Genomic DNA, 11343 nt, shown 5'->3' on the forward strand with positions numbered 1-11343 from the left:
TGTCCCGTCGGCCCGCCGCTGCTGCGTGCGTTCGCCCTGCGGAGAGGGGTCAGGCGTCGACCTTCTCCATGACTTCGTCGGAGACGTCGAAGTTGGCGAAGACGTTCTGCACGTCGTCGCTGTCCTCCAGCGCGTCGATCAGCTTGAAGATCTTCCGCGCGCCGTCCTCGTCGAGCTCGACCTGCATGGTCGGCACGAAGCTGGCGTCCGCCGAGTCGTAGTCGATACCGGCGTCCTGGAGCGCGGTACGGACCGCGACCAGGTCGGTGGCCTCGCTGAGCACCTCGAACGACTCACCGAGATCGTTGACCTCCTCGGCACCCGCTTCCAGGACCGCACCGAGGACGTCGTCCTCGGACTGGTCGCCCTTGGGGACGATCACGACGCCCTTGCGGTGGAAGAGGTACGAGACCGAGCCCGGGTCGGCCATCGAGCCGCCGTTGCGGGTCATGGCCACCCGTACGTCCGAGGCCGCGCGGTTGCGGTTGTCGGTGAGGCACTCGATGAGCACCGCGACACCGCTCGGGCCGTAGCCCTCGTACATGATCGTCTGGTAGTCGACGCCGCCCGCTTCAAGACCGCCGCCGCGCTTGACCGCGGAGTCGATGTTCTTGTTCGGGACGGAGCTCTTCTTCGCCTTCTGAACGGCATCGACGAGCGTCGGGTTGCCCTCGGGGTCGATGCCACCGGTGCGCGCCGCGACCTCGATGTTCTTGATCAGCTTCGCGAAGAGCTTGCCGCGCTTGGCATCGATCACGGCCTTCTTGTGCTTCGTCGTAGCCCATTTAGAGTGGCCGGACATCCGCCTGTCTCCTTCGCGTCACCAATTCTGCTGCGTTCGGCAGAGATCCTACCGGGATCCCGTCAGCGTACGGCCAGGACCATCTCGGTAAACAGCTGGTGCACCCGGTGGTCGCCCGTCAGTTCGGGGTGGAACGAGGTGGCGAGGGCGTTGCCCTGTCGCACGGCGACGATGTGGCCGTCGTGCTCGGCGAGCACTTCGACCTCGGCGCCGACCGACTCCACCCACGGCGCGCGGATGAAGACGCCCTCGACGGGGCCGCCTTCGACGCCCGCGACGTCGACGGTCGCCTCGAACGACTCGTTCTGACGTCCGAACGCGTTGCGGCGCACGATCATGTCGATGCCGCCGAACGTCTCCTGCCCGGAGCGCGGGTCGAGGATCTTGTCGGCCAGCATGATCAGACCGGCGCAGCTGCCGTAGACCGGCAGCCCGCCCGCGATGCGCTCACGCAGCGGCTCCCGCATCCCGAACAGGGAAGCCAGCTTGGACATGGTGGTGGACTCGCCGCCGGGGATCACCAGACCGTCGAGCTCGGCGAGTTCTTCGGGGCGCCGGACCGGCCTGGCCGTGGCGTCGGCCACGGCCAGGGCGATCAGGTGCTCCTGCACGTCGCCCTGGAGAGCCAGGACGCCGATCACAGGGTTGCTGCGCATCAGGGACTACCAGCCACGGTTCGCGTAGCGCTCGGACTCGGGGAGGGTGTCGCAGTTGATGCCGACCATGGCCTCGCCCAGGTTCCGCGAAGCGTCCGCGATGATCTTCGGGTCGTCGAAGAAGGTGGTGGCCTTCACGATCGCGGCGGCGCGCGCGGCGGGGTCGCCGGACTTGAAGATGCCGGAGCCGACGAAGACGCCCTCGGCGCCGAGCTGGCGCATCAGCGCGGCGTCGGCGGGGGTGGCCACGCCGCCCGCGGAGAAGAGGACGACCGGGAGCTTGCCCAGCTCGGCGACTTCCTTCACCAGTTCGTAGGAGGCGCGCAGCTCCTTGGCGGCGGCGTACAGCTCGTTGTTGTCGTAGCCGCGCAGCTTGGCGATCTCGTTCTTGATCTGGCGCAGGTGACGGACGGCCTCGACGACGTTGCCGGTGCCGGCCTCGCCCTTGGAGCGGATCATGGCCGCGCCCTCGGTGATACGACGCAGCGCCTCACCCAAGTTGGTGGCGCCGCACACGAACGGGGTCGTGAAGGCGAACTTGTCGGAGTGGTTGACCTCGTCGGCCGGGGTCAGGACCTCGGACTCGTCGATGTAGTCGACACCGAGGGACTGCAGGACCTGGGCCTCGACGAAGTGGCCGATCCGGGACTTGGCCATGACGGGGATCGACACGGCCTCGATGATCTCTTCGATCATGTTCGGGTCGGACATCCGGGCCACTCCGCCGTCCTTGCGGATGTCGGCGGGTACGCGCTCCAGCGCCATGACCGCCACGGCGCCCGCGTCCTCGGCGATCTTGGCCTGCTCCGCATTGACGACGTCCATGATGACGCCGCCCTTGAGCTGCTCGGCCATGCCGCGCTTGACGCGCGCGGTGCCGGTCTCGGGGGCCTGAGGGGTGCTGGTGCTGGACACGGGTGGACCTCACTCGGTGAAAAAGTAGCGGGAGTTTCTGCACTGCGGATTGCTGCACGGCGGTTCCTGCACTCCCGAGACAACCCCGGCGGACCAGTCCACTGCAATAGCCAATGGGGACCCGGTGGATCGTTTTGGTTACGTGCCTGGCCTGTCGGCCAGCGCCACCGGAGCCTCGTCGTCCATCTCGAAGGCGAGGGGGAAGGGGGCGTGGCCGGCCAGCCGGAGCCAGCGGACCGTGCGGTGGCGGCGCAGCGCCCGCGCCGAGCCGACCGTGTCATTGAGGAAGCGCCGGGCCATCGGGACGCGGCGTACGGCCGCGGCCAGCTCACTGGCGGCCTCCTCGCCACCCGGCACCTCCTTGACGGCCTCGACCTGCGCGGTCTCGCCGAAGACCGCCCGCAGCGCTTGGCTGAGCTCGCTCTCCGCGACCTCGCGCTGGTCCTCCTCCGCCTGACGGGCGGCGTGTGCGGCCTGATGGAGCACGATCGAGGCGGCCGGGTCGAGCACGCCGGAGGTGGCCAGCTCCTGGGTGACCGAGGCGCGGCGCAGCAGCTGGGCGTCGAGCCCGGCGCGCGAGGCGTCGATACGGGCGTGCAGGCGGTCGAGGCGCCCTGCGGTCCAGCTGAGGTAGAGCCCAATCGCGAAGAGGGCTACGACGATCCAGATCAGAGTTGCGGTCACAGGCCGCAACGCTACCGGGAGCGGGAGGGGCCCCGGCCCGACCGGGGGTCCCGGCGCCCGGTCGGGCTTCCGGAAGGACTCTTGGGCGGCGGACGTCGAGGGGACGACGGTCCCCCGCGCCCGCCCCGGCTTCACGCGCGACGGCAACGAGGAGTCGGACCCGCGTCACGCCCGGCGGATTGCGTGCCTCTTCAGCGCCATCACGCGCGCCGGGGCGAGGTCTCCCCGCACCCCTCTCGCCGCCATCACGCGCGACGGGCCGCGAGCGGTCAGTCCCGGGCCAGGCCGAAGCGGGACCGGAGCCCCGGTCGCTCGTCCGTGGCCACGACCGAAGCAGCCCCGTCCGTCACCGTCTCGTACACCGCGAGGATGTCCGCCGCGACCGTCAGCCAGTCGAAGCGGCGCACATGCACCGCGCCCCGCTCCCGGAGCCCCTTGCGCCGCTGCGGGTCGCCCAGCAGCCGTACGGCCGCGAAGGCCAGCGCGTGGGCGTCCTCGTTGGCGAACAGTTCGCCCGCCGCGCCCTGGTCCAAGACCTGCGCGAAGGCGTCCAGGTCGCTCGCGAGCACCGGCGCGCCCGCCGACATCGCCTCCACCAGGATGATGCCGAAGCTCTCGCCACCGGTGTTCGGCGCGATGTACAGGTCGACGCTGCGCAGCAGCCGCGCCTTGTCCTCGTCGCTCACCATTCCGAGGAACTCGACGCGTGAACGCATCTCCTTGGGCAGCGTGGCGACCGCTTCCTCCTCGTCGCCGCGCCCCGCGATCAGCAGCCGCGTGTCCGGCCGCTCCGCGAGAATCTTGGGAAGCGCCCTCATCAGGACGGGCAGCCCCTTGCGCGGTTCGTCGATGCGGCCGACGAACCCGATGGTCTGCCCCTGCCAGTCCGGCTTGGGCTCGGCCTTCGCGAAGAAGTCCACGTCGACACCGTTGGGGATGACGACCGCGTCCCCGCCGAGGTGCTCCACCAGCGTCCGACGCGCGTACTCGCTCACCGCGATCCGGGCGCTGATCTTCTCCAGCGCGGGCTGGAGCATCGGGTACGCGGCCGCCAGCAGCCGCGCCCGGGGGTTGGACGTATGGAACGTCGCGACGATCGGTCCCCGCGCCGCCCAGCAGCTCAGCAGCGCGAGCGAGGGCGTGGTCGGCTCATGGATGTGGAGCACGTCGAACGTGCCGTCGTGCAGCCAGCGCCGCACCCGCGCCGCGGCCAGGAAGCCGAAGTTCATCCGGGCCACCGCGCCGTTGTACCGCACCGGAATGGCCCGGCCGGCCGCCACGACGTACGGCGGCACCACGGTCTCGTCGTCCGCGGGAGCCAGCACGGAGACCTCGTGTCCGAGCCCGATGAGGTGCTCGGCCAGGTCACGGATGTGGAATTGGACGCCGCCCGGTACGTCCCACGAGTACGGGCAGACGATGCCGATCTTCACTCGCCCTCCCCGGAGCCCTCGTCGGACAGGTCCGCGAGCCACAGACGTTGCAGCATGTGCCAGTCCTCCGGGTGCTCGGCGATTCCGGTGGCGAAGACGTCGGCCACCGCCTGAGTCATCTGGGACGTCCTCTCCGCCCGGGTACCTGTCTCGGGGACATCCACCGGGGGGTGAATCCGGCCACGCATGATCGTTCCGTCGTACCAGAGAGTGACCGGCAGCAGCGCCGCGCCGGTGTGCTGGGCGAGCATCGCCGGTCCTGCGGGCATCCGCGCGCTCTCGCCGAAGAACTTCACCTCCACGCCCGATGAGGACAGGTCCCGGTCCGCGACCAGGCAGACCAGACCGCCGGACCGCAGCCGCCGGGCGAGCGTCCCGAAGGCGCTGCCGCCGGTGTGCGGGAGGACCTCCATGCCGAGGCCCTCGCGGTAGGCGACGAACCGGTCGTAGAGCGTCTCGGGCTTGAGGCGCTCGGCGACCGTGGTGAAGGGCACGCCGACCTGAGTGGTGGCCCAGGCGCCCGCCAGGTCCCAGTTGGCCAGGTGCGGCAGTGCGACGACCACGCCCCGGCCGGCCGCGAGGCCGTCCTCCAGGTGGTGGACGTCCTTGATCTGGACATCGGTGCCGATCCGCTGCTTGCTCCAGGCAGGCAGCCGGAACGACTCCATCCAGTAGCGCATGTACGAGCGCATGCCCGCCCGGGACAGCGCGGCGAGGCGCTCGGGGCTCGCGTCGGGCACCACCCGGGCGAGGTTGGACTCCAGCCGCAGCACGCTCTTGCCGCGTCGCTTCCACGTGGTGTCGGCGATCTTGCGCCCGAGGGCGACGGACACCGGCTCGGGAAGCTTTTTGACGGTGGTCCAGCCGAGCCCGTACAGCGAGCCGGCCAGCCGTTCCTTCGCATCGCTCAGCCCGCTCATGACGTCGCCCCGCTCCCACTCGCCGCGGCGGCGTCCGCTTCCGCGGACTCCCGGCGCACGGTCACGACACGCTGCCCGAGGGTCACCAGGCTGCCCACCGCGACGACCCACAGGGCGATCGGCAGCAGGATGTCGATGCCCGGCACCCCGAAGTTGCGCAGCCCCGCGAGACCGGCGGCGACGAGAGTGATGACGAGCCGCTCGGCCCGCTCCACAAGCCCGTTGACGGCGACCGGCAGGCCGATCGATTCGCCGCGCGCCTTGGTGTAGGAGACGACCTGGCCGCTGGCCAGGCAGAAGATGGCGACGGCGCACAGCACGTTGTTGTCGCCGGAGCCCGCGTACCAGAGCGCGATCCCGCCGAAGACGGCCGAATCGGCGACCCGGTCGAGCGTGGAGTCGAGGAAGGCGCCCCAGCGGCTCGAAACGCCCGCCTGGCGCGCCATGTTGCCGTCGACGAGGTCGGAGAAGACGAAGAGCGTGATGACGATCGTGCCCCAGAAGAACTCTCCCCTGGGGAAGAAGACCAGTGCGCCCGCCATCACTCCGGCCGTCCCGATGAGGGTGACCGCGTCCGGGCTCACCCCGCGTCGGAGCAGAAATGCGGCAAACGGTGTGAGGACACGCGTGAAGAATGCACGCGCGTACTTGTTCAGCATGGCCTTCCCGACGGTCGGTGGCCGGTGCGGCCCCTGTGGCCACCGGCTGGCCCATCGTAGCCACGACCGCGCGGCTCCACCGCCGGGGCACCGGCCTGCCGACGATCGCGTACGACGTATGGACGCACCGTGACCCGAGTGGAAAGCTCAGAAGACCGCGGGCGTCACCGGTGCCGCCACGCCGCTGGGGCTCCCACAGGTCCGCGCCCTCTGTCCTCACCGTGCACGGAACAGGGAGGCAAGGTTCATGGGCGACAAGGCGAACGCACACTCCGGGGCCGCCGGCAGGGCAACGGCGGCCGACCGGCCGTCATCCATCAGGAACGTGGTGCTGGTCGGCCACAGCGGAGCGGGAAAGACGACCCTGGTCGAGGCCCTCGCACTGGCGGCGCGGGCGGTCAACCGGGCGGGTCGGGTGGAGGACGGCGCGACCGTCTCCGACTACGACGAGATCGAACACCGCCAGGGCCGGTCGGTCCAGCTGTCGCTGGTCCCCGTCGAATGGGGTGGTATCAAGATCAATCTGCTGGACACTCCCGGATACGCCGACTTCGTCGGGGAGCTGCGGGCCGGTCTGCGGGCAGCGGACGCGGCCCTCTTCGTTGTCTCCGCGTCGGACGGCGTGGACGGCGCGACCCGGATGGTGTGGGAGGAGTGCGCCGCGGTCGGGATGCCGCGGGCCATCGTCTTCACCCACCTCGAAGCGGCCAGGTCGGACTTCGACGCCATGACGCGGATCTGCGCGCAGGCCTTCGGCGGCGACGACCCCGACGCCGTACTGCCGCTGTACATCCCGCTGTACGGGACCAAGGGGGCCGACGGGCACGCCCCGGTGAACGGGCTGGTCGGTCTGCTCTCGCAGCGGGTCTTCGACTACTCCTCCGGGGAGCGCAAGGAGACCCCGCCGGGCGAGGACCAGCTGCCGCGGATCGAGGAGGCCCGCAACCGGCTCATCGAGGGGATCATCGCCGAGAGCGAGGACGAGACCCTCATGGACCGCTATCTCGACGGCGAGGAGATCGACTACCGGACCCTCGTCGACGACCTGGAGAGGGCCGTCGCGCGCGGCACCTTCCATCCGGTGCTGGCCGCCGCGCCCGCGCCCGAGGGCGCCCGCGAGGGCCTCGGCACGATCGAGTTGCTCGAACTGATCACCGGCGGCTTCCCGACCCCGCTGGAGGGCGCGGCGCCCGAGGTCACCACCCCGCAGGGCGGCTCCCGCCCGCCGATCACCTGTGATCCGCAGGGGCCGCTGGTGGCCGAGGTCGTGAAGACCGCCTCCGACCCTTATGTCGGCCGGGTCAGCCTGGTCCGGGTCTTCTCCGGGACGCTGCGCCCGGACGAGACGGTGCATGTGTCGGGGCACGGCCTCACCGACCGCGGCCACGAGGATCATGATGTCGACGAGCGGATCGGCGCGCTCTCCTCCCCGTTCGGCAAACAACAGCGCGCCCTCAGCCACTGCATCGCGGGCGACATCGCGTGCGTCGCGAAACTGGGCCGCGCCGAGACCGGCGACACCTTGTCCGCCAGGGACAACCCGCTGCTGATGGAGCCCTGGCGCATGCCCGACCCGCTGCTGCCGCTGGCCATCGAGGCACACAGCAAACCGGACGAGGACAAGCTCTCCCAGGGCCTTTCGCGGCTGGTCGCCGAGGACCCGACGATGCGTCTGGAGCAGAACCAGGACACCCGCCAGCTGGTGCTGTGGTGCCTGGGCGAGGCCCACCGGGACGTCGCCCTGGAGCGGCTGCGCAGCCGCTACGGCGTCCAGGTCGACGCCGTACCCCACAGGGTGTCGCTGCGCGAGACCTTCGGTGCGAGGTCGACGGGCCGCGGCCGGCACGTGAAGCAGTCCGGTGGTCACGGGCAGTACGCGATCTGCGAGATCGCGGTCGATCCGCTGCCCCCCGGCACCGGAATCGAGTTCGTCGACCAAGTCGTGGGCGGATCGGTACCACGTCAGTTCATCCCGTCGGTGGAGAAGGGAGTGCGCGCGCAGGCCGGGCGCGGCGTCGCGGCGGGCTATCCGCTCGTGGACGTACGCATCACCCTGCTCGACGGAAAGGCGCACTCGGTCGACTCCTCGGACGCGGCGTTCCAGACGGCGGGCGCGCTGGCGATGCGCGAGGCCGCGGCCGATGCGCGGATCCACCTGCTGGAGCCGGTCGTCGAGGTGCTGGTGCTGGTGCCCGACCACTACGTCGGCCCGGTGATGAGCGACTTGTCAGGCCGGCGCGGCCGGGTGGTCGGAACCGAGCAGGCGGGACACGGCCGGACGCTCGTACGGGCCGAGGTGCCGGAGATCGAAATCGGGCGGTACGCGGTCGACCTGCGGTCGGTCTCGCACGGCACCGGCCGGTTCAGCCGCAGCTACGCCCGTCACGAACCGATGCCGCCGCAACTGGCGGGCAAGATACGCGAACAGGCGGAAAAGGGAGCATAGTTGCGGGTGCCGCCCACCCAATTACCTTGCGGCGGGCGGCATTGCGCTGTCCCATGACGGGCAGGGAACACCCCGGATACGCTGTGATCCCAGCTCAGCTGGTGTGCGGGGCGCGATAGTCGGGAAAAGGCCGCAGCAGCGGTGGCATGCGGCGATGGGGGCAGCAGTGGCGAACGACGTATTCGACTTCTCACCGGGAGCGCAGATCCCGCTCCAGGGATCGGCGGGGCAGACCGCGGCGACGCACGCCCTCGCCTCGGCCGCGTACCGCGACAGCCCGCTCGCCGACATCCTCAAGGCCAACAGCGAGTGGCACAAGTCCGAGGTGAAGAAGGGCAGGCTCTCGCTCTTCGAGCCGAACCTCGGCGAGGCCTTCTCGCGCGCCGTGCAGGTACGGATGCTCGGCGGCGCCCGCAAGGCGCTCATCCAGTCCTTCGGCACCGAGCCGCAGACCGTCGTCGAGCACTGCCTCGCCGCCACCCGCATCCGCAAGGAGCGTGACACCAAACTCACCGGCATCACCGTCGCCTTCGGCCTGGTCTTCCTGCCCGGACTGCTGCTCTGGCTGGGCCTGTTCCAGCTGCGGCGCACGATCGCCGGTTCCAAGGACAAGCGGGCCGGCGCACTCGCCACGGCGGCCCTGGTGGCCGCGGGCGGACTCGCCGTGCTCTTCCTGATCAAGCTCCCGTTCACCGGGATACTGGCCATCTACCTGCGTGCGATGATCGTCGCCCCGATCATCGGCTGGCTGTGGGCGAAGCGGATCAGCGAGTCCACGGCCAAGGACCTGCGGGCGCGCTGGTTGGCCCTACTTGAGGGCGGCAGCGGCGTCGGCGCCAAGATCCCCGAGGCCGTCCCCAGGGACCCCAACGAATCCGCCGCCGAGCAGCTGCGCCAGTCGCTGGCCAAGCTCACCGCCGAGCAGCACAGCAACTCCGTCTTCTACGCGGGCCCCAAGGGGATACTGGGCATGGGCACCCGCTGGGGCAGCTGGCACCTCGCGGAGGACCTCAATCCGCGGGAGGCCGGCAAGGAGATCCACGGCTTCCGCAGCTGGGACGTCATACGGGCCATCCACGACCAGCTCCGCCTGCTGGAGCGCGGCCCGCTGCACACCGGCGGCTTCCCCGCCCCGTCCGTACGCCACTGGATCGTCGCACCGGTCGGCGAGAACGCGGGCGAGGTGGCGAGGCCCGGCGGCCAGAACGTGGACGCCTTTCAGATCAAGGGCCACGAAATACAGCGGATCTGCAACGAGCAGCAGTTCGGCGCCGGCAACCGACACTACCTGGGCGTGCAGTTCACCCTCTGGGACGGTCAGTTGGTCATCACCATGCTGATCACCGTCACCGTGCTGCACGAGACGCTGCGCATCGAGGTGACGGGTCACGCGCTGGGTCCGGTGCACTCCCTCTTCACCACCAAGCCCTCGCCCAAGACCGTCACGGTCAGCAAGACGGTCAAGTTCTGGGAGACCACCGACCGGAATCTGCCGCTGGTCGACGCCACCGAGGTGGTGCGCCTCGCCGTGCGGGCCCCGCTCACCTGGTTCCCGGCGCTGCTGGACTTCTTCGGCGGCAAGCTCACCCTGCCCGAGCCGTTCGGCCTGCGGCACGCCTGGGCCGAGAAGCCGTGGCGGCACCGCTTCATGGCAGACGACGCGATGCGGGCCGCCGCGCCCGTGCTGCGCGTGGTGCACACGGCGGCCATCCGGGTCCTCGACGACCACGGCGTGGACACCGAGCGCTTCAGCAACCGCTCGATGATTCTCAGCGGCATGGTCCAGGACCCTTCGCCGAGGAAGGCAGACCTCTACGACGCGTGACGCGGGCCGGGTGTCAGGGAGTGTCCAGCCGGGCCAGCCAGGCATCGGCCAGCATCTTGCGGGTGTCCCCCAGCAACTGCGGCAGCACCCTGGTGTGACCGACGATCGGCATGAAGTTCGTGTCCCCGCCCCAGCGCGGCACCACGTGCTGATGCAGATGCGCCGCGATACCGGCCCCGGCCACCGCGCCCTGGTTCATCCCGATGTTGAACCCCTGCGCACCGGAGGCCGCACGCAGCGCCTTCATCGCACGCTTGGTGAACTCACCGAGCTCGGCGGTCTCCGCAGCGTCCAGGTCCGTGTAGTCGGCGACATGCCGGTACGGGACGACCATCAGATGGCCGCCGTTGTACGGGTAGAGGTTCAGCACCGCGTACACGTGCTCGCCGCGCGCGATGACCAGGCCGTCCTCGTCGGACTTCGCCGGGATCGAGCAGAACGGGCAGCCGTCGTCGGCGCCCGGACCGGTGGGCTTGTTCTCCCCCTGGATGTACGCCATCCGGTGGGGCGTCCACAGGCGCTGGAACGCGTCCTGAGTCCCCACTCCGAGCTGCTGCTCCGGCTCAATCGTCATGGAGTGAAGCATATGACTTGGCTCCCGGTGACCGTGTCGCCGGGGCGCGGGCCGTGGGCGTGCGGCCATGCTGGGGGATGCACGCCGATCATGAGAGTCCGCTGCGGCGCTGGGAGCGGCGCACCGAGATCCCGCTCTTCGCCGCCTCGCTGCTCTTCCTCACCGCGTACGCGGTCCGGATCCTGGCGCACGGCCTGCCCCGAGGGCGGTCCACAGGGCCGTGGTGGCCACCACGGCCCTGTGGGCCGCCCTCGGCGCCGACTACCTGGTGCGGTGGAGGCTGACGGGACAGCGGCTGGGATTCGTCCGTACGCGCTCGTTCTCGTCCCGGCTGATCCAGACGTTCGCGCGGGAGGACGAAAAGGGGCCCCCGGCGGGCTAGTGCTCGCCGGGGGCCGGCCCCCGCCTGCGCGGGGAGCACACTTCGTC

11 protein-coding genes are annotated in these 11343 nt (G+C 70.3%); 3 read left to right on the plus strand and 8 right to left on the minus strand.

What is annotated here, in order from left to right; translation table 11 throughout:
- Positions 1-49 precede the first annotated feature (49 nt).
- From QMK30_RS25525 to pgsA, 7 genes are all read right to left on the minus strand, one after another.
- Complete coding sequence (locus QMK30_RS25525) at positions 50-802, minus strand: YebC/PmpR family DNA-binding transcriptional regulator (RefSeq protein ID WP_283520662.1); 753 nt, start codon at positions 800-802, stop codon at positions 50-52.
- Between the two features lie 62 nt (positions 803-864).
- Entirely contained in the window at positions 865-1458 is a 594-nt protein-coding gene (gene pdxT / locus QMK30_RS25530; RefSeq protein ID WP_283520663.1) for a pyridoxal 5'-phosphate synthase glutaminase subunit PdxT, read from the minus strand.
- 6 nt (positions 1459-1464) lie between these two features.
- Positions 1465-2373: a pyridoxal 5'-phosphate synthase lyase subunit PdxS gene (gene pdxS / locus QMK30_RS25535; RefSeq protein ID WP_283520664.1), complete on the minus strand. Its 909-nt coding sequence runs from the start codon at positions 2371-2373 to the stop codon at positions 1465-1467.
- Positions 2374-2511: 138 nt separating this feature from the next.
- Positions 2512-3057 carry a hypothetical protein gene (locus QMK30_RS25540; RefSeq protein WP_283520665.1) on the minus strand — a complete coding sequence of 182 codons (546 nt, stop codon included), beginning with the start codon at positions 3055-3057 and terminating at the stop codon, positions 2512-2514.
- A 269-nt stretch (positions 3058-3326) separates the two neighbouring features.
- On the minus strand, positions 3327-4490 hold the full coding sequence (locus QMK30_RS25545) for a glycosyltransferase family 4 protein (protein WP_283520666.1): 1164 nt from the start codon (positions 4488-4490) through the stop codon (positions 3327-3329).
- Positions 4487-5410 (minus strand): phosphatidylinositol mannoside acyltransferase, encoded by a 924-nt coding sequence (locus QMK30_RS25550; protein ID WP_283520667.1) that lies wholly within the window; start codon positions 5408-5410, stop codon positions 4487-4489. Before QMK30_RS25550 ends, QMK30_RS25545 begins: the two co-directional genes overlap by 4 nt.
- Positions 5407-6069 carry a phosphatidylinositol phosphate synthase gene (gene pgsA, locus QMK30_RS25555; protein WP_283520668.1) on the minus strand — a complete coding sequence of 221 codons (663 nt, stop codon included), beginning with the start codon at positions 6067-6069 and terminating at the stop codon, positions 5407-5409. The genes QMK30_RS25550 and pgsA overlap by 4 nt, the downstream gene beginning before the upstream one ends.
- A 247-nt stretch (positions 6070-6316) precedes the next feature.
- Between pgsA and QMK30_RS25560 the strand changes: the two genes are divergently transcribed.
- The gene (locus QMK30_RS25560) at positions 6317-8515 is read left to right on the plus strand and encodes an elongation factor G-like protein EF-G2 (protein ID WP_283520669.1); all 2199 of its coding nucleotides are present in this window, start codon (positions 6317-6319) and stop codon (positions 8513-8515) included.
- Positions 8516-8681: 166 nt separating this feature from the next.
- Complete coding sequence (locus QMK30_RS25565; protein ID WP_502963224.1) at positions 8682-10340, plus strand: AbeC-like domain-containing protein; 1659 nt, start codon at positions 8682-8684, stop codon at positions 10338-10340.
- A gap of 13 nt (positions 10341-10353) precedes the next feature.
- Here the strand turns inward: QMK30_RS25565 and QMK30_RS25570 are convergent, their stop codons facing one another.
- On the minus strand, positions 10354-10926 hold the full coding sequence (locus tag QMK30_RS25570) for an HIT family protein (RefSeq protein WP_283520671.1): 573 nt from the start codon (positions 10924-10926) through the stop codon (positions 10354-10356).
- Positions 10927-11137: 211 nt separating this feature from the next.
- Here QMK30_RS25570 and QMK30_RS25575 point away from each other — a divergent pair, with 211 nt between their 5' ends.
- Positions 11138-11296 (plus strand): hypothetical protein, encoded by a 159-nt coding sequence (locus QMK30_RS25575; protein WP_283520672.1) that lies wholly within the window; start codon positions 11138-11140, stop codon positions 11294-11296.
- Positions 11297-11343: the final 47 nt, after the last annotated feature.

The organism is Streptomyces sp. H27-C3 (assembly GCF_030063415.1).
In the GTDB taxonomy this organism is placed as follows: domain Bacteria; phylum Actinomycetota; class Actinomycetes; order Streptomycetales; family Streptomycetaceae; genus Streptomyces.